Consider the following 23,212-nt stretch of genomic DNA (forward strand, 5'->3'; position numbering starts at 1 on the left):
GTTCTCCTTATGCGACTGACGAGACGCTGCTGTTGCGCACCGCCTGCTTGATCAGCGTATCGCGCGGCCCGTCGGCAACGATTTTGCCGTTCTCCATTACCACAATGCGGTCCACCAGATTGAGCAGCGCCGGACGGTGCGTCACCAGTACCAGCGTGCGCCCGGTCAGCCACTGGGAGAGCTGGCGGATCACCCAGGCCTCCAGTTGCTCATCCATCGACGCGGTGGGCTCATCCATCAGCACAATCTGCGGATTGCGCACGATCAGGCGGCTTAACAGCACCATCTGCCGCTGCCCGCCGGACAGCCCGCGCCCGCCCTCGTTAATTAACCTGTCGAGGCTGGCGGCATCCTGCTGCACCATGCCGATCGCCCCGCTGATGCGCAGCGCCTGGATCAGCTCCGCTTCGGTGGCGTGGGGATGGCCGAGCATCAGGTTTTGTCGCAGCGTGCCAAAAAACAGCCGCGAATCCTGGGAAAGGTACCCCAGCTGGCGACGTACATCGCCAGGATCGATATGCGCCATATCCACGCCATCAATGATCACTTTGCCCTTACTGGCCTGCGCCTGACCGGAGAGCAGTTTCAGCAGGGTGGATTTTCCGGCGCCGGTTTTGCCGAGGATCGCCACGCGCTCGCCGGGCTTGATCGTAAGTTCCGGGATCTGCACCGCCTGCTCGCCCTTTTCCACATCGTAGCTGTACTGCACCTGCTGCATCTGGAAATGGCCTGCCAGCACCGGGCAGTGCGCCATTTTTTCCCCCGCGGTTTTATCCAGCGGTTTTTTCAGCAGATCGTTCAGGCCGTTCATCGCCGTTTTGGCGTGCTGCCAGCGGGAGAACACCATAGTGAGCTGCATCAGCGGCGCGATGGTACGCGACGACAGCAAACTACAGGCCACCAGCGTCCCGGTGGTGATACTGCCTTCCATCACCAGATAGCAGCCGAACACCAGCATCCCGGCGTAGGTAATTTGCTGCACGGTGGAGGCCCATCCGCTGAGCCGCGCGCCCCATACGCGCTGCTTCATGCCGATCCCCGCGCCTACCGCATGAGTGTGTTCCCACTGGCGCTGGAAATAGGGTTCCGCCTGGAGCGCTTTGATGTCTTCCACCCCTTCGATGGACTCTACCAGCACCGCGTTACGAATGGCGCTTTCGCGCATCCCCTCTTTGGCCAGTTTCGCCATTGGCCACTGCACCAGGATGCCGGGGATCACGATCAGCGGAATAGCGATCAGCGGGATCGCCACCAGCGGGCCGCCCACCAGCGTCATAATGCCGAGGAACAGCAGCACGAACGGAATGTCCATCGCCGCGCCGACGGTGGTGGAGGTCAGCAGCTCGCGCACCTGATCGATTTCACGCAGCTGGGAAATAAACGAACCGGTGGATTTCGGACGGGCATCGTTTTTGATCGCCAGCGCGCGGGCAAAAAACAGCGACGAGACGTTGAGATCGATATGCTTACCCATAATGTCCGACACATGGGTACGGGCGAGACGAATAAAAAACTCCAGCAGGGCGGCGAACAGCACGCCGATAAACAGCACCCACAGCGTGGGGATCGACTGGGCCGGGATCACCCGGTCGTACACCTGCATAGAGAATAAAATCCCCGCCAGCGCCAGCACGTTGCCGAGCAGTGAGGCGAGCGCGATCTCCGACAGCTTGCGTCCGCTGTGGCGAAAGTGCCGCCAGAACCAGTGCGCTTCCCAGGGTTTGGTGAAATCATCAATGCGCGCATCGCGGCCACGGGCGGCAATGCCCAGCATCACCACCTCCGGCCTGACGCGGGTGAGCAGCGTTTCCAGCGGCTCTTCGCGCACCAGATCGCCCCCTTCCGACAACCAGTAGGTCGCCAGCCCGTCGGCGTCAATAGACTCCAGCAGCATCAACTCCCCGGACTCCAGCTGGACGATCACCGGCAGGTTTTGCGCGTTCCAGCGCATACGCTCCAGCGGCACCGTGCGCACCTGTAGCCCCATCAGGCCGCTTAAGCGCTCCAGCCGGGCGCTCTGCGGCAGCGCTTCAAACCAGCGCATTTGCTGGCGCACCGCGGGGGCATCGGCAGGCAGGCCGAATCGACCCGCCGCGCGCACCATGACATTGATCCAGCTTTCGGTATCAGGCTCTTGCATTACTGCTCCTTAAAGTGAAGGCAGGGTATCGCCAATAGTGCGGCTGCGTTCAATGCCCAGCATATCCAGCAGATTATCTGCGGCGCCGGCATAACGGACGGCGGCGTCCCAGGCGTCATAGCGCGCAGTGATCGAGGCCGTGTCTGCCTGAAAGACATCCTGTTCAATACTCAGAAGATCGTTGAGGCTGCGCTTGCTGAGACGATACTCATCGCGGTACACCTCGCGGGCGCGATCGGCGCTGATAAACTGCGCGTCCCCTGCCCGCTGGCGCTGCTGCGCCCCGGTGAGATCCGCCCAGGCGGTGGCGGCGCGCTGATTCATCTCCAGTTTGCTGGCCTCCACCTGGGCGCGGGCGTTGGCGCGGTCGCCTTCTGCCGCATCCACCCGCGCGCTGACCGCACCGCCCTGATAGAGGGGCGCGTCCACGACAAGCTGCACCTGATCATCCCAGTAGCTGCTGTTTTCGTTCTGATAACGGGTTCGTCCCGCCTGTACCGACACCGTCGGCCAGTGCTGGGCCTGCACCTGACGGATGCGCTGTTCCGCCGCCAGCTGTTTCGACTGGGCGCTGCGCACGGCATTGCTGCGCTCGTACGGCAGCGATTTGAGGGTAATTTTTTGTTTCATCAGATCGTCAGGCAGATCCGGCAGCGTATCCGACACCACGCCGGTCAGCACGCTCAGGGCAGCCTGCGCGGAGCGGGTCTGGGCTTCGTACTGTGCGAGCGTGGCGTTCAGCCCGGCGATGCGCGTCTGCGCCTGTAAGACGTCAGACTGCGAGCTCAGCCCGGCCTGGGCGCGCAGATCCGCCATCTCCTGCACCGCCTTCAGTGAGGCGATATTTTTACGCGCCGCGTCCGCCAGCGCCTGATGACGCTTAACCTGCAAGTAAGTTTGCAGCGTCTCCATGCCGACTTCATTAAGCGCATTGTAGAGATCGTAACGGTAGGCATCCGACAGCTCATGCTGCTCGTCAATGCTGCCGCCGGTTTTACCAAAGTCGTAAATCAGCTGTTTTAAGCTGACGCCCCCCGCGCCATTACTGCTCAGCGAGCCCGCCGAATCGGTACGGTGCGAACGTCCGACGTTCCCCTGTAAAGACACCTGTGGAAACCATGCGCTTTCCGCTTCGGAAAGATTGGCTTTTCCCACCTGGATTTGCGCCGCCGCCTGAGCAATTTTTGGATTGCGGGCGAAGGCGCGCAAAATAGCCTCTTTGATGGTCAGCTGCGCCTGGAATTGCTCGCCGGGCGCGGTCTGCCACTGATACTCCTCAGCCCAGGCTGGCAGTATCGCTGTTCCGGGCACTGCCAGCAGCAACAGCCCTATCGTCGCTAATTTCATGATCCCACCTTTGGCTGCCCGTGGTGATATTTTACGTTCCCTCGCCTCGTCCCTGAGGCTGCGATCCGGTCATCAGACCATATTGACGTGCAGACCCTGCTGCACCAGTACATCGCCTAAGGTGTTGCTTTGTGAACTGTTGTGGTAGATGTCGAACTGCATACCATCCACCTCCCGCTGGCCGCTGATCGCCCAGATGTCGCTGTTGCCATGCACCAGATTCACGCTGTCGCCTTTACTCCCCTTGATGATCAGGTCATCTTCCGGTTTATCGGTCACCGTCAGCGCCTCGTTCAGATCCAGCGTGATGCTGTTGGTGCCCGATTTGCCCAGATCGATGATCTCGATATTGTGCACACGGGTGGCGGCGTCGATCAGGTTAAGTACCAGATCCACGCCGTCGAGCACCAGGGTATCGGTGCCTGCCCCGCCGTCGATCTCCACAAAGCCCAGGGTCGCAAGGTGAATGGTGTCATTGCCCTCGCTGCCCTGCACGCTATCGCCGCTGGCTTCGGTGCCGTCCGCCAGGGTGATGCTGACGCCTCCAATAGTGTAGGCCGCCTCCTCCGTCTGGTTGAGCGTACTATCACTTTCGGTAGTGGCAGCCGTCGCGGTAGCGCGTGCGGTCAGGGTGCTGGCCGGTGCGCTGTCAGTCTCCTGTACGGTGTTGATACTGTCTGAATGCAGCACGAAGCTGGAGTCATCCGTCGCCAGCGCCATCAGAGTGGCAGGCGGCGTGGTGGAGATGATATTCCCGCCCAGGCCGACGTTCAGATAGCCGGTGTTGCCAGCGGCATCGGTGGCGTACAGGTTAACCACGCTGGTGAGCGACAACAGGTTCAGGATGTTCAGACCGAGGCTCAGTGTGGTGGACCAGTTGCCGTTGGCGTCCGTTATCGCGGTGGTGCTTACCGTGCCGTTGAGCAGCGACAGATGCACCACGGCATTTGCCCCCAGATTGCGCGAACCGCCGCTTAACGTTAACCCTTTGGTCAGCAGCGTCAGCGGGTTCAGGGTTGCCAGCGGGTTCCAGGTCAGCTCCGGCGTGGTAAGTTTGACGGTCACATCCGTGCTGGTGCTGTTGGTGTTGCCGACTTTATCAATGACCGACACACCCACTTTCAGCGCGCCACCGGTCAACCCTTTCAGCACCGTGCTGCTGACCGGTAACGACCAGCTGCCGTCCGGGTTCACGGTGGCGTTATAACTGGTGCCGCCCAGCGACACCACCACGCGCGAGCCGTCGGTGATGCCACCGTTAATGCGCCCGGAAATGGTCTGCGTACCGTTCGACTCCGCCACGTTCAGGAAGCCATCGTTGCCGAACAGCGAGGTCAGCGAAATAGACGGCAGGCTGTGGGTGATCACGTTCAGCAGCCCGCTGGTGCCCGCGACGTTGCCCGCCGGGTTGGTAAGCGAGGCGTTAACCGACAAGGTGCCGTCGAGCAACGCGCTGAGATCGGCTTTCGGCACCGAGACCGACCAGTTGCCGTCGGATCCCACCAGCGCCTGGTAAACCTTGTTGCCGAGCGTCACGTTCACCAGCGAGCCGACCGCATTGGTCGCCGAGCCGGTAATGGTCTGGGCGCTGAGAATATCCGTCGCGTTCAGACCACCGTCGCCAAACAGTGAGTTGATCACCAGCGTCGGCGCCTGCTGGATGGCTACCAGCAGATTTTTGGTATCGGTGGCGACGTTACCCGCCACATCCCGCGCGGTGACGCCCACGGATAACGTACCGTCCGTCAGCCCCTGCAGGGTGGCGGTCGGCAGCGGTAAACGCCAGGAGCCATCACTGCCGACGGTGGTGTTGAAGGTCAGGCCGCCGAGGGTGACAGTCAGGGCAGTGCCTGCCGCCAGGTTAGTGGTGGTACCGTTAAGCACCTGCGCGCCCAGCAGATCCGAGAGGCTCAGATTCCCGTCGCCGAACGGCGTATTGAGGCTGACAGAAGGCAGCGCGTTGATCACGGCGTTAATCAGTTGCGAGCTGGAGCCAGGGTTTCCAACATCATCACGCACGCTGGCGCTAACGGTGACGTTACCGTCCGCCAGTCCCTGCAATACAGATGGCGGAACGTTCACCGACCAGGTACCGTTGTTGATGGTGCCCGTCAGCGTGGCAGTGCCGACGCGCACGGTCACCGTGCCGCTGGCGAGACTGGTGACGCCGCTGATGATCTGGCCTGCATCCGCTTCCGCCCGGCTCAGATAACCGTCGCCGCCAAACAGCGTGCCTGTGTTGACGCTCACCGTCGGCAGACCGGTCAGCCCCACTTTGATGGCCGGGCCATTGGTGGTGGTGGTATTGCCGTCCGGCGTCTGAATGGTGATCACAGGCGTCAGCACGCCGTCCGCCAGCGAAGCTAAATCCGCCGGGCTGACATTAATGCTGAAGGTACCGTTACCCGCCAGCACACCGGCGAAGGTTTTGGTACCGATCTGCACGCTCACCGTGGAACCGACCGGGGCCTGCGCGACGCTACCGGTAATGGTCTGCGTCAGCAGCGCATCGGCGGCGTTCAGCAGCCCGTCGCCAAACAGGGTGACGGCATTCAGCACCGGCGCGAGCAGATCCAGCGCCACGTTTGCGCCCACGGCCGCATTGTTACCGTACTGATCCGTCGCCTGCACGCTTACCGCCACGTTGCCGGTGCCCAGCCCCTGAAGCGCTGCCTGCACCGCCTCCGGCAGGGCAACGGACCATTTCCCGTTGCCGTCCACATTGGTCGTGAATGCAGTGGTATCGCCGACTTTGATGCTCAGGGTGCGGCCATTCAGCCCGGTCGCCGTACCGCTGATCACCCCGCTTAACAGTTCCGGAATGCTCAGCATACCGTCGCCAAACAGCGGATCGAGCACAATAGAAGGCTGTGCTTTTACCGCCACCGTCAGATCGGTACTGCCATTCACTACGTTGCCGAATTTATCCGTTACGCTGACCGCAAGGCCTACGGTACCGTCCGGCAGCGCGCCGAGTAACGATGGCGGCAGCGTGGCGATCCAGTTCCCCAGCGCATCCTGCGTTCCCTGAATGGTACGTCCGGCAATGGTGACCACCACGCCCGCGACGTTGGCCGCATTATTCAGCCCCAGCGACACCACCTGGCTGGTGGTACTGTCGACCAGGTTGATGATGTTATCTGCCGCCACCGTAATATCGCCGATCACCGGCAGATCGGTCAGCGCCGTGCCGACGTTGATGATCTGATTAGTGGAGTTACCGTAAATATCGGTGACATCCACCTGCAATTGCAGGGTTTGCTGCGTCAGCCCGGTCCACAGATCGGGCGGCAACTGGATGCTGAATTTGCCATCGGCGCCCACCGTGGTGGTCGGGATAGTGGCGCTCACCCCGGCGATGGTCACTTTCACCGTCGCGCCGCGATAATCGCCGCTTACTTGCCCGGTCACCAGCTGCGTGATCAGCGATTCCGCCACGTTCAGCACGCCATCGATGCCAAAGACATCGTTGACCACAACGCCAAGGCCCTGGTTGAGGGCGACGTTCAGCCCGACATTGTTACTGGACGTATTACCCGCCGCGTCGGTGGAGGTGATGTTAATCACCTGAGCCCCGTCGGTCAGCGTGCGCAGCTCCAGTTCCGGGAAGGTATGGCTCCAGTTACCGTTACTGTCGACCGTACTGCTCCAGCTGAGCGGCCCGAGCGTCACTGTTACAGTGTTCCCCGGCTCGCCGCGTCCCGCCACCAGCATACCGGTGGCGGCTTCCACGGTATTCAGCACCGCCGGCACGCTGAGCGCGTTGACCTCCAGCAGCGGCTCATCGCGTTGCACGCTGATGATCCTGCCGTCCACCGCCGGGTTGCCTGCGACATCGCTTAGCTGCGCCGTCACCGGCGTACTGCCCGACGGCAGCGCGGCGACATCCGCCTGCGGCACCACCGTTGACCAGTTGCCGTCCGATCCTACAACCGCATAGTAAGTCTTGCCGTTGAGGGTCACCGACACCGTGCGCCCGGCTTCCGACAGGCTGGCAGTACCGCCCAGCGTCAATGGCTGACCGCTTTCGGCGGCGTTAATAATATCGTCACCGGACACCGGATTCAGGGTCAGCGTCGGGGCGAGCGTATCCACCTGCACCACCACCGAGGAGGTGGAGTTCGGCGCAGCCTGACTGGTGGCTTCAATGGTATAGCTCGTCTGGTCCGGGAAGGCGCTGACCGGCACGCTGGTCGTCCAGGTGTTGTTGCCGTCCACCGTTGCCGTTCCCACCAGCACGCCATTTACGGTGATGTTAAGCAGCGTACCTGCCGGGTACCCATTGCTCTGGCCGTTGACCGTGATCGCAGGCCCGGCGCTGAACTCGCTGGCGTTGATAATGTTATCGCCCGCCACCGGGTTGACCGTCACGCTGAAGGCTGGCGGTACGGTATCAATGGTGACGCCCACCGGCCCGGTGGTGGCCGGGTTGCCTGCGATATCCTGCACCGTTGCCTCAAGGGTCGTACTGCCGTTGGCGAGCGTCGCCATCTGCAACGGAGTGAGCTGTAGCGCCCAGGTATTGCCCGGCTGTACGGTGGTGGTAAAGGTCTGTCCCCCCAGCGTCACGGTGATGGTGCGCCCCACCTCCACATTGCTGGTGGTACCGGTGAGGGTTTGCAGCTGCTGGCTTTCCGTCCAGTCGAGATCGCTGTTGCCGAACGGCGCGTTCACTGAAATGGTCGGCTGGTTAAGGGCGATCACCACCGGCGTGCTGGTGCTGCCGGTATTCCGGGCATCGTCAGTGATGGTGACGATCACGCTCTGCTGACCGCGATCGACACCGATCCAGCTGTCGCTGTCCAGCGCCAGCGTCCAGGTATTGGTCAGCGGATCGACGGTGGCGTCAAAGATTTTGCCGCCGATGGTGACCTGTACCGTGGTGGCCGCCGGATCCCTTGAAGTAAAGGTGCCTGACAGGCTGGCCGGCGCGGTGGATTCGCTGATGTTGAGATAATTATCGCCAAAGATCGGCGTGTTCACCGTCACGGTCGGCGCGGTAAAGGCGACGTCAAATGGCACCTGGGCGGTCTGCACGTTACCGTACTGATCTTCGGCACGCACGACGATAGTGTGCGCCGTCGCCGGATCCAGCCCCTGCAGGGTGCCAGCCGGCAGCGACACCGTCCACTGCCCCGCGGGATCGACATCAGCCACATAGGTGACGCCGTCAACATCAATGGTCACGGTGACAAACTGATTGCCGCCGCTCAGACCCGTGCTGCCGGTCAGCGTCAGCGGGCCTGCCGCCTCGCTGATATTCAGCGTCTCATCGCCGCCGAACAGGTTAGTCACGCCCGGTGTCGGCAATGCCAGCTGCGGCACAAAGGTCTGGGTGGCGGAATCCACGTTGCCATAGGCATCGCTCACCGTCACCACCACGGTCTGCGTCTGGCCGTTGGTTAAGCCGGTTAACGCCGACGGCGGCAGGGTAACGCTCCACTGGCCGTTTGCATCCACAGTCGCGCCGGTATTGTAAGGCACGCCGTTCAGGGTGACGGTGACCGTCTGCCCTGCACCAATGACCCCGGTGTTGCCGGTCAGCACCTGGCCTGCAGCCGCTTCCGAATTATTCAGCACGCCATCGGTAAAGAGCGTGCCCAGCGTCACCTCCGGCACATTATTGATCACGGCCTGGAAGTTACCGTCGCCGTTCACGATATTGCCCGCCGTATCGGTGACGATGATTTTCACCGGAATGGTGCCGTCCGGCAATGTGCCCAGCGTCCCGGCGCTGACTGGCAGGGTCCACTCGCCGTTCGCGCCTATATTCGCGTCGGTGATGGTGATAAAGGGACCGTTATTAATACTGACCTGGATGGTCTGAATACTGGCTTTATCCAGCCCGGTGGTGCCGGTGAGCGTACTGTCTGCCACTTCACTGCTGATCAGCACGCCATTACCGAAGGCCGTATCCAGCGTCGGCGTCGGCAGCACACCCGCGCGGACGTCAAAGTCCTGAGCCGGGCTGGTGTCGCTGTTGCCGGCTTTATCCGTTACGGTCACCGCCAGGGAGTAAGCGCCGTCGCTCAGCCCGGTTAAGACCGTCGATGGCAGCTGTACCGTCCAGTTACCGTTATTATCCACGGCGCCGTTAACCGTGATCGGATCGGTCAGGCCATTGCCGGTAATGGTGATCGCCACGGTCTGCCCGCCGCCGGTGAGGCCGGTGGTGCCGGTAAGGATCTGCCCGGTGCTGGCTTCCAGCTGATTGATGATGCCGTCAGTAAAGAGCGTCGCAGGCAGCGTCGCATCCGGGGCCGCGCGCACCACTTCGATCCCCAGATTGCCGCTGGCCGGGTTAGCATAGGCATCGGCGGCGCTGGCAGTAATGGTGTACGGACCGTTAGCAAACTGGTTAAAGGTGCCCGGCGCGATGGTCGCCGTCCAGTTGCCATCACTGCCAACCGAGGCAGTACCAATCTGCACGGTACCAATAAACAGCGTGATCGTCGCCCCGGCAGGCAACCCCGTTGAGGTACCGGTGATCTGCCCCACATCGGTCGCTTCTGCGGTGTTTATCATGCCATCGGTCAGCATCAGCGTATTGCCGATGGTGATGGCAGGCAGCGTCGTGTTGCCCACATTAATCGGCAGCGGCGTGCTGGAAACGTTGCCGTCCGGATCCGTGGCGGTAAGGGTCAGCGTGGACGGGCCCTGCGGCAGCGCCTGCAACTCCTCTGCCGGAATGACAATGCTCCATTGACCCAGCTGATCGGCCCGGGTTTCGACAGGGGTACCGTTGATCGTCAGCGATACGATGGAGCCTGGCGTGGTGGTGCCGCTCAGGGTCTGGGCGACGGCGGATTCACTGATGTTAACCAGCCCATCGGACAGGAAGCTGGGATCCAGATTGATGTCCGGCCCGACGGTATCGACACGCACCTGCTGCGTGCTGGTTGCCGGGTTGCTGGCCGCATCGCTGGCGGTGGCGGTGACCGTATAAGTCTGATCCGCCAGCCCGCTGACCACGCTGGCGGGCACCTGCACCGACCATCTGCCGTCCGCGCCAATGCTGGCGGTATAGCTGCCTCCGCCCGGCGCCAGCGTCACCGTCACCAGTGTGCCCTGCGCCAGATTGGTGGAGACGCCGGTAATGGCAACTGCGCCGCTGCTTTCCGGATCGCTGATAACGTTATCCCCCGCCACGCTGTCGATACTGAGCGTCGGCTGGCTGCCTGGCTGGGTGATAAAGGTAACGTTCTGCGTGGCGTCGTCGACGTTGCCCGCCGCATCGGTGACGGTCACGCGGATCGGCTGCACGCCGTCCTGCACCGCCGCCAGGTCAGTCGCCGGAACAGCCACGCTCCAGCTGCCGTCGGCCTGCACGGTGGCCGGATAGTCAACGCCATTCAGCGTAACGGTAACGATCTGCCCCTGTTCCACATTCACCGTCGAGCCGGACACCACCAGCGGCGAACCGGCTTCGCTGGCATTAACATAGTTATCCGTTGAGATACTGTTCATGGTGACCTGCGGCGCATTCACCGGCGAGGCGTCGAGGGTAAAGCTCTCTTTGATGGTGGCACTGTTCCCTGCGCTGTCAGTCGCGATGACCGTCATGCTTACCGGGCCATCCGGGATGCCGCTCAGCGCCCCGGCAGGCAGCGTCACGCTCCAGTCGCCGTTGGCCTGGATCAGGGCATTATAGGTCTGGCCGTTAATCTGCACGACGACGGTTTGCGGCTGCGCCGGATCGTAAGGCGTGGCGGTGCCGGTCAGCACTATCGGTCCTGCCGCTTCGGCGGCATTCACCGTGCCGTCGCCCGCCACATCGCCCAGGGTGAGTACCGGCGGCGTTTTGTCCACCAGGATGCTGCTTTCCAGCACCGCCGCGTTACCCACGCCATCCGTAGCGGTGATCACCACCGGCACGGTGCCGTCGGTTAAACTGTTCAGCAAGGTGGAAGGGACGTTCACCGACCAGTTGCCGCTGGCATCGACGGTGGCCGTCAGCGTCTGCGCCTGAGCGCCGGAGCCGATCTGTACCTGTACCAGCTGACCTGCGCCGCTGACGCCGGTCGTACCGCTCAGCGTGCCGCCCGTCAGCGCCTCGCTGCTGTTCACAATACCGTCGGTAAAGGGCTGATTCATGGAGACGGTCGGCAGGGTGGTGGTGACAATAGTGAACTGATGACTGTTACTCACGACATCGCCGCTGCCGTCCTGGGCCGATACGGTGAGGGTGGCGGTGCCATCGCTGATGGCGCGCGCCTCCTCTGCCGGGACGGTCACGCTCCACGCCCCGCCTGCGCCAACGGCGCCCGCGTATAGCTTGCCGTTCAGCGTCACCGTGATCGGCGTTCCTTCCGCCAGTCCGACGGAGCTGCCGCTGACCACCAGGCCACTGGCGTTATTAATATCGCTGAGGCTCACCCGATCGTCGCCGGTGAGCGGCGCAATGGAGATCGCGCTGACAGTGGTGTCAACGGTAAACGGACGGGTGGCGCTGGTGCTGTTACCCGCCGTATCGCTGACCTGTACGCTCAGCGCATAGTCACCGTCAAGCAGACCGGCCAGTTCGCCCGGCGGAATAGTGACCTGCCAGCTGCCATCGGCGCCCACGGTGCCGGTCCAGCTGGAGCCGCCCTGGGTGACGGTCACCGTCTGGCCTGCTTCAACGTTCAGCACTTTACCGGTCAGGGTGATGGCTTCGCCGCGTTCGGCGGCGTCAATCACGTTATCCCCGGCGACCGGATCCACGGTAAGCAGCGGCTGTTTCTGCGGATCGATGCGCACGCTGATGTTATGGCTGGCGGTGGTGCTGTTTTGCGCCGCATCCGTCACGGTAACGGTAAAGGTCGCCTGCCCGTCCGGCAGCGCCTGTAGCGCCGAAGACGGAATATCGACAGACCATACGCCGTTCGCGCCTGTCGTGGTGGTGTAAGTCTGGCCGTTAAGCACAACGGTGACCGGCTGGTCTGCGCCCGCGCCGCTGGCGACGCCGGAGAGCGTCTGGGTCGCGCCCGCTTCCGCCAGGTTAAGCGTGTCGTTAGTGGCAAAAGGATCAAAACTCAGCACCGGCGGTTCAACATCAATGTTGACGTTGATCGGCGTGCTGGTGGCGGTGTTACCGGCAATATCAGTCACCGTTACCGTCACCGGCAGCGGCGAATCGGTATTGGTTAAGCTGTCCAGCGCGCCGGACGGAATGGTCACGCTCCACTGCCCGTTCTCATTGGCCGTGCCGGTAAAGGTATTACCGCCAAGATTCACGCTGACCGTCTGCCCCGGCCCGGTGACGCCGGTTTCCCCGGTCAGGGTCTGGTTCTGCTGAATTTCCGCGCCGTTCAGCACACCATCGCCAAACAGCGGGTCAGTGTTTGCCTGCGGCAGCGCATTGAGGATGAGATTAACCGTATGGGTATCGCTCACCGTCACGCCGTTAACCACGGCGGTCGCCGTGATGGTCAGCGGGCCATCCGCCGAGCCGGACAGCGTGCCCGGGGCCAGCGTAATGCTCCAGTTGCCGTTAGCATCGACAAAACCAGGATAGGTCACGCCGTTCACCTGCACCTGCACCTCGGTGTTGAGCGGCAGACCGGCGCTGGTGCCGTTGATGGTCACCACGCCCGCTGCTTCCTGCACGCCAATATAGTCATTGCCGGAGATGATGCTGATCGCCACCGCCGTCGGGGCGCTGTCCACCGTCACCGGATAGATGCTGTTCGTTGTCTGGCCGTAAATATCGGTGACGCTGATCTGCACCGGGTTTTCCCCCGGCGTCAGCTGATAGAGCGTGCCGGACGGGATCAGTACCGTCCAGCTACCGTCGCTGGCCACCACAGACTGGTACGTATTACCGCCCAGCGTCACCACTACCCGGCTGCCCGACTCGGCATCGGTCGTGGTACCGCGCAGTAACTGGTCAGTTTTGATTTCTGCCGCGTCCAGCCCGTTATTACCGGCAAAGGAGGTGACGGTGGCGGTCGGCGGCGTGGTTTTGACGTTGATGGTCTGCTCAATAACGTGTGGGTTACCGGCGGCGTCCGTCAGGGTGACAGTCGCTAAATTCGCGCCGTCCGCCAGTTGCCGTCGCTGCCCACCGTTGTGGTGTAGGTTTTATTGTTCAGCACCACGGTAACCGGACGCCCGGCTTCCTCCACCGATGAGATACCGCTCAGCACCTGTGCAGTATTCATATCTTCGAGGCCCAGACGTCCGCTACCGGCAACCGGCAGCACCGCCAGATCCGGCGCCAGGGTATCGACAATGGCGCTGCCCGGCAGCGTTGCGGTATTGCCCGCCGCATCCGACGCGTTGACCGTCATCGATACCGTTCCCTGCGGCAGGGTTTGCAGATCGGCAGGCGGCACGGTGATCGCCCAGTTGCCGTCGCTGTCGACGGTGGCGGTGTAGGTTTTTCCGCCAAGCAGCACCGAGACTTTCTGCCCCGGCCCGCTGATGCCGGTATTGCCCGCAATGGTCTGCGCCACATCCCGCTCGCCTGCGCTCAGTATACCGTCAGCAAAAGGCGTGTTCAGCGAGGGTTGCGGAACATGGTTAACCGCCACGTTCAGAATATGTTCATCAGAGGCAGTCTGCGTGCCGAGCGTAACGGTGGCGGTGATTTCACGCGGGCCGTCTTTCAGCTCCGCCAGATCTTCGGCGGGGATCACCGCGCTCCAGTTACCGGCGTTATCCACCACGGCGTCGTAAACTTTGCCGTTGAACTCCACCAGCACCGACACCGCCGGACCAAATACCGTGGTGACGCCGCGCACTTCCAGCGGCTGGGTCACTTCCGCCGCATTCAGGTAGTCATCGGTGGAGACAATAGCGATGGCGATGCCGGTCTGCGCGCTGTCGACCGTGATCGGATGGTTGCTGGTGATAGTCTGATTATTTTTATCCACCACGCTGACGGTGATGGTATTGCTGCCATTGGCAAGCGCCAGCAGATCGCCTGATGGCAGCGTGACGCTCCAGCTGCCGTCGCCCTGCACCACCGCATACCAGGTTTGTCCGCCCAGGGTGATAGTCACCGTCTGCCCGGCGGCGATATTTTGCGTATTGCCGGAGAGCGTTTGATCCAGCTGGATCTCCGCGCTGTTAAGCACATCATCGCCGGTGAGCGGGTTAACGCTGATTGCCGGCGCGGTGAGGTTAACCGTAAAATCACTGCTGCCGGTGGTAATGTTACCCGCCAGATCGGTGATTTCGTAGCTGATGGTGTAGCTTTCGCCATCGCTCAGCGCCTGAAGATCCGTAAGCGGGATAGTCGTTTGCCAGTTGCCGTTACTGTCGACGATGGCGAAGTAATTTTTACCATTAAGGGTAATTAAAACGGTGCTGCCTTCATCAGCAGCCTCTGCATAGCCGCGCAGGATTTTATCCCCGCCAAGCTGGGAACTGTCAAATACCTGGTTCGGTACGAACGGCACCGTGTCCAGCACAGGCGGAACAGTATCCACCATCACATCCATTGAAGTTTCAACGGTGCGTCCGCGGAAATCCAGCAGTCTTACGCGCAGCGTGCTCGGCCCCTGCGACAGGCTTTGCAGCACTTCCGGCGGGAACATAAATGCCCATGAGCCGTCGGGATTAACGGTCGTGGTCCAGACGTTGTCGTCCCACATGATGGTAATGACACTACCGGCGTTCGCCGCCTCGGTCGAACCGCTCAGCATCTGATTGCGCGCCACCAGTAGCTGATTGAGCAGGTTATCCTCTGTCAGAGGTTCAACCGTCAGGGTTGAGGTTCCTGGCGTGCTACCGCCGCCGTCAGGAGGTGTGGTACCGCCGCCGTCAGGGGGAGTCGTACCGCCGCCGTCCGGCGGAGTGGTGCCGCCGCCATCAGGGGGAGTCGTACCGCCACCGTCCGGCGGAGTGGTGCCGCCGCCATCAGGGGGAGTCGTACCGCCGCCATCCGGTGGAGTGGTGCCGCCATTGTTATTGTCGTTATCCCCACCACCGCCACTACCACCGGATGCGGCAGCAATACCTACAATCCCCCCCACGGCAGCCAGCCCACCCAGTACCGCCAGCGCTGAAATACCGCCTGCGCCAATCAACGAGTCGACTGCGACCTCTGACATCGCCGGGACAATGGCTTCAGCGGTCATTGGCCCGGCATCGGCGGCAAACGGGAACACCGCGTGGTGCGCACCGAGATCATCCTCGAACACCAGCTCACTGTGCAGACCATTTTCATCAAGGAAAAAGAAGCGCTGATAGCGAACCGTAGAGCCATCTTTCATATGGACGATCAGGTCATTGCCTTCGCGCTCGTAAAAGTTTACCGAGGCGGGAGAAGCATTTACGCGCACAATACTTGTCTGCGAGAGATTAACGACGCGATCGGCGTTTTGCGGATATTCCATCACGATATCGCCGGTCTTTTGATTTATAATATCCACGGATCCGGGAAGGCCATTTTTCGGCGCCATATTATATTCCTCTTGCAGCAAGTGCCTTATGTCACGCACCTGACGTATTTATTTTGGGTAAGCCAATGGCAGCCAAAGTTATCTGGCAGAATTGGGCTCGGTATGGTTTCTGGAGCAATTTATGAGGCAAAATGTTGATTTTACTGGGCTTGATTTTTCATCCATTGCAGAAATACGAAAATCATCTGCTTAAAATATATAATCACTTTTTCGTAATAGGCAAATTCCAATATCACAAATTCATACATATTTTTTTGGGAAACAGGATATATCCTTTATCACTAAAATAAAGGTTAAGCCCTACTTAAATGAACACTCAAGTGATTACTTAGAATTTGAATAATGCAATGTGAAGCTAAAAAGTAAATTAGAATATATCCTGTATCCTGTTATTATGATAATTACCATCATTTATTATTTAATATTCAGGAGCGCTTCAGACGGATGAAGCGCTGCTTACACTCTGTCACTACCGTGCTGTTCACACTTTGAGCGAACGCGCTTCTCCAGCGTCCGACAGGCTTATGGAGTGGTGTGCTGGGTCAAAAATCTGTTATACTCAGTTCAACACATTGGGGCTGATTCTGGATTCGACGGGATTTGCGAAACCCAAGGTGCATGCCGAGGGGCGGTTTGCCTCGTAAAAAGCCGCAAAAAAATAGTCGCAAACGACGAAAACTACGCTTTAGCAGCTTAATAACCTGCTAAGAGCCCTCTCTCCCTAGCCTCCGCTCTTAGGACGGGGATCAAGAGAGGTCAAACCCAAAAGAGATCGCGTGGATGCCCTGCCTGGGGTTGAAGCGTTAAAACTAATCAGGCTAGTTTGTCAGTGGCGTGTCTGTTCGCAGCTGGCAGGTGAATGTAAAGACAGACTAAGCATGTAGTACCGAGGATGTAGGAATTTCGGACGCGGGTTCAACTCCCGCCAGCTCCACCAATCATGATTGGACAGTGCAAGGACAGCACCTTTAAAAACAGGAAGTTAGGTATCACGGTAGGACTCTGACCAGACAGTAACGTGACCAAAAAGGATACGCAAAGGAGCCGCGGCTCCCTAGTGACAAAAAAGCCCGCATGTGCGGGCTTTTTTGTCATCCTAAAGTTCACGGCGCATTTGCCGATATTTCATTTATTGCACCCATACATTAGTACGATCTTAAGATTGTAAATATTTTCTTAGCTTCCCTTTTCAGCGTGACAAGTGCATTGGCGATGGTACAATTTGCATCCCATGCAAGTGGAATCAATAATAATAATTAATAAAAATCAATTGATTACTAAAGAAAAAGGCATCCATGCAACCTAAAGCGCAGGTAGATTCACAGGCGGTTAACAACATCTTATGGGACTACATCTCGTCTCATACCATTCCTACGCAGGCTGAAATTGACAAATTTGAAAAAGCCATAGGCCATGAAGCCGAACCCATGCGCTCATACCTTAATGGGCTTCTCATGGCATCTCTCAAAGATTTTGATGCTGCAATGTCCTGCTTTCAGAAAGCGTTGAAAACCGAAAGTGAGTTTATCGCCTCGAATTACCTTGCATATCTCGGCTTTTGCGCCCATAACAAATTGCATAGACAAGAACTATTCCGTTTAGAAGAGCTCTACTGCACTTCTGAACATAGAAGAGTTGCACGCAACACAGCTTTCACTATCGGTAACACTAGGTTAATTCGAAAATATAACCTTAAATTGTTAGCTTTGTACGATGGTGAAGAGCGTCAGCAATACCTGGATGAAGGCGCTAGAATGATTTCTTTAGTTGAAGAGTTTAAGAAGGCATCAACTCTTACGTCTGGGGAGATTGAAACTCTTTGCGACGAAGTTGAGGGGATTGCCAACCGCCATGGTGTAAACTGCGTTGGCGCTAGTTACTTCGTTTCCACTGAAGAAGATAATGCATACATTGTTCGTGCAGAAACTGAAGACCCCTATCTTCTTGCGGAATTAAATACAGAGCTTTCAGACCTTCTCGCTGATGAAAAATACCTTGGAAAACCATTCACTTCTTGGTTCAAAAGTGACAGAAGCAGGAAGGAGGAGGCTCAATGAGCATTAAAGGCAGAGAATTTATAGAGTTTGCAGGACGTTGTATTGAACAAGGCGATGAGATTGGTTACAGAAATGCCATTGGGAGGGCTTACTATGGCGCTTACCATGAGGTTTCAGGAATTCTCGAAAAAGCAATCTTCGTGCATACTCATCAAAGTATCAGAGACTATTTATTAAAAGAGTCTTGGCTTAAAGGTAATGAGCCCTTTGATAAGATGAGGCTTATCTCTCTTGGATCAAGACTTAAACAAATGCATACAAACCGAATCTCTGCCGATTATAATTTGGATGAAAACTTTAGCGATGTAGATGCTCAGGCAGCGTTGATTCAAGCCAAGAAGTTCATTGAGGATTTGGACTCAATGTACAAACAAACATATCCCGATCCTTTGACCGCAACTTAAGTCATCAACTAGGAAGGTGCGGAGATTCAATCCTCTCGTGCTGACCAAAAATTCCAGAAAAACCAGCCTTTTAAGGCTGGTTTTTTTATGCTTGAAATTTGCTTGGGGAATTACTGGGGAATAATGGGGGAAAAATCCCCGACGATTTACAGCTAGTGCGCCCTGACGACCGGCAAATCTGTCCACCTCGTCGTATAGCATGGTGACAGCATTTCCCTCTTCATCTGCCATGCCGGCTGGACGCCCTGTCCGGCAAAATATAGCGTGCCCCTGCCCTGTTTATTGAGCCTGTCCATCAGCATCATCAGCGCGTCGCTGTCGGCCCGCGGCGCGTTGTCATCAAACAGATTGAGTTGCGCCACGCCCTGGCTGAAAAAGTCGCCCAGCATGATCCCCGCTTTCTGGTACCGGTGGCCATCGCGCCATATTGCATCCAGGCAACGCGTGGCCGCCGCGATGATGTCACGGGTATCCTGCGTAGGTGTCAGCAGTTTAGTGCCGACGTTGTTGCCGTAGTAAGGCTCGTTCAAAGCAAAGGGCGACGTTTTCACGAATGCCGAAATGTACCGGCAATACTGTCGTTCGCTGCGCAACTTTTCCGCCGCGCGGGCCGCATATGAGCAGATTGCCTGGCGCATTTCGTCGTAGCCGGTGATCCGCTCTCCAAATGATCGGGAGCAGACAATCTCCTGCTTCGCCGGTGCAAATTCTTCCAGCTCCAGACAGGACTCGCCGCGCAGCTCCCGCACCGTTCGTTCGAGCACGACGTTGAAGTGTTTCCTGATAAACCGAATATCCGTGTCCGCCAGCTGGATCGCTTTGCTGATCCCCATTGCTTCGAGCTTTTTGGCAATCCGCCTGCCGACACCCCACACTTCTTCAACCGGCATCAGCGCCATCAAACGGCGCTGGCGCTCGACGTTCGATAAATCGACCACGCCCCCGGTCTGGGGATACTCTTTCGCGGCCCAGTTAGCCAGCTTGGCCAGCGTCTTCGTCTGGGCGATACCGACGCCGCAGCGCAGGCGCGTATGGCGCCAGACGGTATCGCGGATCTCCCTCCCGAAATCACCCAGGTCGCGGCAGTTACGCACGCCGGTCAGGTCACAAAAGGCCTCATCGATGGAGTAGACCTCCACGCGCGGGCATATTTCTTCGAGGGTGGTCATCACGCGCTGCGACATATCGCCATAGAGCTCGTAATTACTCGAGAACGCGAGCAACGGCTGCGGGAAAGGCGTCTCGCGCAGCTGGAACCACGGCGTGCCCATTTTTATGCCGAGCTTTTTAGCTTCGGCGGATCGGGCAATGACACAACCGTCATTGTTGCTCAGAACCACGATGGGCCGCCCGGCCAGATCGGGGCGAAATGCAGTTTCGCAACTCGCATAAAACGAGTTCATATCAACGAGGGCGAACATTGCGGTGCATCGTGTTGATGACAGAAATGACAACGCCGGCGATGTCTAACCCGTCGGCGTCATAAATTGGGATCGGAGGGTATGCCGGATTCTCAGCCAGCAGTTGAGGCACCGGGTGCGTCACCAGTCTTTTGACGGTGAATTCACCTCCAAGATTGGCAACGACAATATCGTTATGCTGGGGAGTAAGGCTGAAGTCGACGAGAAGGAATGAGCCATCAAGAATACCGGCGCCGATCATGGAATCACCGGAGACGCGCAGTGTGTAGGTTGAGGAAGGATGGGGAATAAGATGCGACACCAGATCGATGCCGCTCTCGATATAATCAGCTGCAGGGCTGGGGAAGCCTGCAGAAACGAGATCCCCGTACATGGGAATATGTACCGGAACCTCCGGAAAAATAAGGCGTTGTAGCTGCATAATTACCTCCTTTTAAATTACTGTTTTTATATACAGTAGTTTTAATCAGAAAGTAACGCAAGAGTTTCACGTTATACCACCAGCACAAAGCTTCACCGCTTCGCTTGTAAGTTTTTCTCGCCCATGGAATTGTGGCAATTGTAAATTAAATTTTGTGCTTTTTTTGCATGCAACTAAACCTGTTTCGAAGCTGGAAATTTTTTGTACAAAGTGCATACGGCCACGTCATAGATGATGGCCACCTGTTTTCTGTCCACTCCGTTCTCTATAAGCCTCCCGGCCTGTGCCCATTGCTCTGGCGATAATTTCGGACGACGTCCACCGATTCGACCCTTTGCGCGAGCCGCTGCCAGCCCGGCACGGGTTCTCTCAACAATAAGCTCTCGTTCCATTTCTGCCAGGGCAGACATGATGTGAAATATGAAGCGTCCCATCGGGCTGGACGTGTCAATGCTGTCTGTCAGGCTACGAAAATGAACTCCGCGCTGACGCAGTTCGTCCACCAATAAAACCAGATTTCGCATACTGCGACCAAGCCGATCCAGTTTCCAGACCACCAGCGTATCGCCCTCTTTTAACTCCTTGAGCACCCTTTTCAGTGCTGGCCGATTTGCAACAGTACCGCTCATTTTATCTTCGAAAATCTGTTCACATCCTGCGCGTTCAAGCGCCTGACGCTGCAGAGCAGTGTTTTGGTCATTTGTTGATACCCTGGCATAGCCAATTTGCATATTTTTCACCCGATAAATTTTGCCAAAAAATCAGGTGAAGTTATCTGCATGGTATTTGAAGAGCAATCTCTCAAATGTCGGTTTAGCCGCATCCGGAATGAATACCGACATTACATCGGCAACAGGCCTCACGACTACGATCATGCGTGATCAGTGGGTACCTGATAAGGCGTTAATCGTTACGCTGGATGCTGGATCTAACGTTTCTTATAACAATAAAGCTGTTACTGCGAAAACCATGCACAACGGTCTGACGATGTACACCTCTTTCTGTTACTCCATTGGGGCTGACGGAACAGCAACAAATTCAGGGCCAGCCTTGATTTCAACTGACGGAAATAATTATACGAAATACTGGAAATTCCAGAATGGTTCCGGTGCTATCACTTCTCATGCAGGAACCTTTACCCCCGGTGTTTCTGATATTCGCGTTAAAAATGAAAAAAGGGTGATTACTGAACAGGAGGCGATTGCATTTATCAGTGAGTGGGAATCTATCGTTTATTCACTGAAGTGGACCCCCGATGCAATGAGAGTGGGTTTTCGGGCGCAGGATATTTATGAGCGGTTCCCCGAACTCATAGAACGGTCGCCGCTGATGGATGTTGATGGAGGCGGTATGATCGAGGACGGCATGATTGTTAATGTTGCTGAAACAGCGGCGGCTTATCTTGTTCCGGTAGTGCAGCAATTACTTCGCAGGGTCAAAGAACTGGAAGAAAAATAAAAAAGTAAACTATCGCACACGTTTCCCTCAAAGACTGACTTTCAAAAGTATCGTTGCATTGTAAAAGTGTGCGATAGAAAATTCTTATCAACTACTGTTTCTTTAATAGTCTTTCAATTTTGGCTTCCATTTCCTCAATCTTGTTTCCCATGAATACCATCGCGCAGGCCATGTCAGCTAACATAACATTTGTATCAAGAGCTAGTGTATCATCTTGATAATCAACAATTACTGAGGTAGGTATCTCTGCTTCTTCTTTATCACTATTTTTCATTACCGTTTCGATAATGGGATTTCCAGGAACCAACTTAACATATTCCAGATCGATTTTAGCTAGATCCTGAGCAATTAAACCATATCGCTGAATTTCAGATCCTTTATATTTGAATGATGTAGGCATCCATTTCATGACACGGTCATAGCTTTCCTTGCCTTTTGTATATTCAATGTCTTGCTTTATATCTCGGTCTGAATTAGCTGCTTTTTGAAATATATAATTCCCTTCTAAATTTGCTCCTTGCCCCCATGTGGAAATGTCACCGTTATGTGTGAAAATAAATGCTCTATGATAAATGTTATCGCCTAAAATCTTTATAGCGGCACTGGCCCATGTAGTAGCGCCATTTGCAATTGCTCCGAATGCGGTATGAGTCTGATAACCGCCCGTAGCACTTGAACCACCTGATACTATTGGTGACCAACCGCCATCATTACCTCTTACTATATTTCCAAAGAAAGGAACATTCAGAATATCTCCCTCCCCACCCCATCCAGTTTGAAGACAATTACCACGAAAACCACGCTCTCCTGCAAAAAAGTTCAGACCGTTAGAGTTACGAATTCCGGTGAGATCTCCGTCTTCCGATATTTGGACATAATTATTTTTCGAATAACCGGCTGAATAAGTATGAATGGTCGTTTTGTGAACTCCTGACTGAGTTTCGTGATAAAACCGACTCCCACCGGAAAAGGTTGAATCAGTTGCTAACTGGTTCAGGGTCAAGATGCCTGAGCTACCCCCTTTAAGACTCAGATCCAGGTTCGTGAAAGTCACACCATCTGCTTTTCCTAAACCGAGGTTTGTGCGAGCGCCTGCCGCATCACTTGAACCGGTACCGCCGTCTTTAACTGCCAGCGCGCCATTGCTCCCTTTTTGCAGCAACTTACCCATCGCAGGAATGATTACGCTCTGGCCGTTGATGGTGACTGTTACATTCTGGTTGGCGTTCGTAGTGGCAAAGGCCTCCCAGGCTCCGATATTTTCATCATATTCGTTAATAAGCTGGGAGATGCTTTGGGCAAGGCCATCAACTGACAGGCTGTCCGTAACCAGAATACCGTAACGCTGGCCGCTAACAGCCGGTGATGCTGCAGGCGTAACGGTCAGGGAAGTGGCGCTGTTAATGGCCGTTATCTGAACGAGCTGCACCGGATTTGATGCCACCAGCAAAGTCTGCCCTATGCGGATCTGACTGGTCGGCGCGGTGAAGTTCGTGCCCGTGCCTGTGACAGAATTACCATTGAAAGAGATTGTACCTGCGTTATAGATCATATTTTCTCCGGGCAATAAAAAAC

The 23,212-nt window shown here is 57.1% G+C and carries 11 protein-coding genes and 1 other RNA gene; 4 read left to right on the forward strand and 8 right to left on the reverse strand.

Going from position 1 to position 23,212, the window contains the following annotated elements; translation table 11 throughout:
• Positions 1–7 precede the first annotated feature (7 nt).
• From BMF08_RS20950 to BMF08_RS21400, 4 genes are all read right to left on the reverse strand, one after another.
• Positions 8–2,140, reverse strand: a complete 2,133-nt coding sequence (locus BMF08_RS20950) for a type I secretion system permease/ATPase (protein ID WP_072571545.1) — start codon at positions 2,138–2,140, stop codon at positions 8–10.
• 9 nt (positions 2,141–2,149) lie between these two features.
• On the reverse strand, positions 2,150–3,487 hold the full coding sequence (locus BMF08_RS20955; RefSeq protein ID WP_083581000.1) for a TolC family outer membrane protein: 1,338 nt from the start codon (positions 3,485–3,487) through the stop codon (positions 2,150–2,152).
• Between the two features lie 72 nt (positions 3,488–3,559).
• Positions 3,560–13,516, reverse strand: coding sequence for an Ig-like domain-containing protein (locus BMF08_RS20960; protein ID WP_325006989.1), 9,957 nt, complete (start codon positions 13,514–13,516; stop codon positions 3,560–3,562).
• Positions 13,495–15,876, reverse strand: a complete 2,382-nt coding sequence (locus BMF08_RS21400) for an Ig-like domain-containing protein (RefSeq protein ID WP_105310580.1) — start codon at positions 15,874–15,876, stop codon at positions 13,495–13,497. Before BMF08_RS21400 ends, BMF08_RS20960 begins: the two co-directional genes overlap by 22 nt.
• A 574-nt stretch (positions 15,877–16,450) precedes the next feature.
• Here BMF08_RS21400 and ssrA point away from each other — a divergent pair.
• The 3 genes from ssrA to BMF08_RS20980 all read left to right on the forward strand — a co-directional run bounded on the left by ssrA (position 16,451) and on the right by BMF08_RS20980 (position 18,337).
• Positions 16,451–16,813, forward strand: a transfer-messenger RNA (tmRNA) gene (ssrA, locus tag BMF08_RS20970).
• Between the two features lie 358 nt (positions 16,814–17,171).
• Positions 17,172–17,933, forward strand: coding sequence for a hypothetical protein (locus BMF08_RS20975; RefSeq protein WP_072571546.1), 762 nt, complete (start codon positions 17,172–17,174; stop codon positions 17,931–17,933).
• Positions 17,930–18,337, forward strand: coding sequence for a hypothetical protein (locus BMF08_RS20980; protein ID WP_072571547.1), 408 nt, complete (start codon positions 17,930–17,932; stop codon positions 18,335–18,337). Before BMF08_RS20975 ends, BMF08_RS20980 begins: the two co-directional genes overlap by 4 nt.
• 152 nt (positions 18,338–18,489) lie before the next feature.
• Here the strand turns inward: BMF08_RS20980 and BMF08_RS20985 are convergent, their stop codons facing one another.
• The 3 genes from BMF08_RS20985 to BMF08_RS20995 form a co-directional block, all read right to left on the reverse strand.
• Entirely contained in the window at positions 18,490–19,758 is a 1,269-nt protein-coding gene (locus tag BMF08_RS20985; RefSeq protein WP_072571548.1) for a Y-family DNA polymerase, read from the reverse strand.
• Complete coding sequence (gene umuD, locus BMF08_RS20990; protein ID WP_072571549.1) at positions 19,742–20,179, reverse strand: translesion error-prone DNA polymerase V autoproteolytic subunit; 438 nt, start codon at positions 20,177–20,179, stop codon at positions 19,742–19,744. Before umuD ends, BMF08_RS20985 begins: the two co-directional genes overlap by 17 nt.
• Positions 20,180–20,352: 173 nt before the next feature.
• Positions 20,353–20,910 (reverse strand): recombinase family protein, encoded by a 558-nt coding sequence (locus tag BMF08_RS20995; RefSeq protein WP_072571550.1) that lies wholly within the window; start codon positions 20,908–20,910, stop codon positions 20,353–20,355.
• Between the two features lie 97 nt (positions 20,911–21,007).
• Between BMF08_RS20995 and BMF08_RS21000 the strand changes: the two genes are divergently transcribed.
• Positions 21,008–21,637, forward strand: coding sequence for a tail fiber domain-containing protein (locus BMF08_RS21000; protein WP_072571618.1), 630 nt, complete (start codon positions 21,008–21,010; stop codon positions 21,635–21,637).
• A gap of 91 nt (positions 21,638–21,728) precedes the next feature.
• Here BMF08_RS21000 and BMF08_RS21005 read toward each other — a convergent pair whose 3' ends face one another.
• Positions 21,729–23,189: a tail fiber domain-containing protein gene (locus BMF08_RS21005; protein WP_105310581.1), complete on the reverse strand. Its 1,461-nt coding sequence runs from the start codon at positions 23,187–23,189 to the stop codon at positions 21,729–21,731.
• Positions 23,190–23,212 lie beyond the last annotated feature (23 nt).

The sequence above is a fragment of the Enterobacter sp. SA187 genome, assembly GCF_001888805.2.
In the GTDB taxonomy this organism is placed as follows: domain Bacteria; phylum Pseudomonadota; class Gammaproteobacteria; order Enterobacterales; family Enterobacteriaceae; genus Enterobacter_D.

Excerpts from the sequence above, each read along its gene's own strand:
- BMF08_RS20950 (WP_072571545.1), bottom strand. The coding sequence starts at position 2,140 with ATGCAAGAGCCTGATACCGAAAGCTGGATCAATGTCATGGTGCGCGCG.
- BMF08_RS20955 (WP_083581000.1), bottom strand. The coding sequence starts at position 3,487 with ATGAAATTAGCGACGATAGGGCTGTTGCTGCTGGCAGTGCCCGGAACA.
- BMF08_RS21400 (WP_105310580.1), bottom strand. The coding sequence starts at position 15,876 with ATGGCGCCGAAAAATGGCCTTCCCGGATCCGTGGATATTATAAATCAA.
- BMF08_RS20975 (WP_072571546.1), top strand. The coding sequence starts at position 17,172 with ATGCAACCTAAAGCGCAGGTAGATTCACAGGCGGTTAACAACATCTTA.
- BMF08_RS20980 (WP_072571547.1), top strand. The coding sequence starts at position 17,930 with ATGAGCATTAAAGGCAGAGAATTTATAGAGTTTGCAGGACGTTGTATT.
- BMF08_RS20985 (WP_072571548.1), bottom strand. The coding sequence starts at position 19,758 with ATGTTCGCCCTCGTTGATATGAACTCGTTTTATGCGAGTTGCGAAACT.
- umuD (WP_072571549.1), bottom strand. The coding sequence starts at position 20,179 with ATGCAGCTACAACGCCTTATTTTTCCGGAGGTTCCGGTACATATTCCC.
- BMF08_RS20995 (WP_072571550.1), bottom strand. The coding sequence starts at position 20,910 with ATGCAAATTGGCTATGCCAGGGTATCAACAAATGACCAAAACACTGCT.
- BMF08_RS21000 (WP_072571618.1), top strand. The coding sequence starts at position 21,008 with ATGAATACCGACATTACATCGGCAACAGGCCTCACGACTACGATCATG.
- BMF08_RS21005 (WP_105310581.1), bottom strand. The coding sequence starts at position 23,189 with ATGATCTATAACGCAGGTACAATCTCTTTCAATGGTAATTCTGTCACA.